This is a genomic window from Vibrio sp. 10N.222.49.C9 (assembly GCF_041474985.1).
In the GTDB taxonomy this organism is placed as follows: domain Bacteria; phylum Pseudomonadota; class Gammaproteobacteria; order Enterobacterales; family Vibrionaceae; genus Vibrio; species Vibrio crassostreae_C.
This window is the reverse complement of sequence record NZ_JBFRVD010000910.1, coordinates 1-393: the sequence shown is the minus strand read 5'-3', so window position 1 is coordinate 393 and position 393 is coordinate 1. Positions and strand designations below refer to the sequence as shown.

Annotated in this window: 1 pseudogene; it reads right to left on the bottom strand. The window is 41.7% G+C overall.

The features are described 5' to 3' along the window. Window positions 1-393 (bottom strand): annotated as a pseudogene (gene gyrB / locus AB4585_RS26180) (DNA gyrase subunit B); the annotation flags it as partial.

The following is a 393-nucleotide window of genomic DNA, read 5'->3' as shown; positions in this document are numbered from 1 at the left end:
GTTCAGTGTACGCGTTAACGCAGCACGGAAACCGGCTAAGTGAGTACCATCATCACGCTGAGGGATATTGTTGGTGAAATAGTAGATATTCTCTTGGTAGCCATCATTCCACTGCATCGCTACTTCAACTGAGATACCGTCTTCACGCTCAGAATCAAAGTGGAATACTTTTTGGATGATAGGCGTTTTGTTCGTGTTTAGGTAATCAACGAACGCTTGTGTACCACCTTCATACATGAAGTGATCAAACTTATCTTCTTCACGTTCATCCATTAATTTGATTGATACTCCAGAGTTCAGGAATGAAAGCTCACGTAAACGCTTCGCTAGAATATCGTAATGGAATTCGATATTGGTGAACGTATCTTCACTTGGCCAGAAACGAATCTCTGT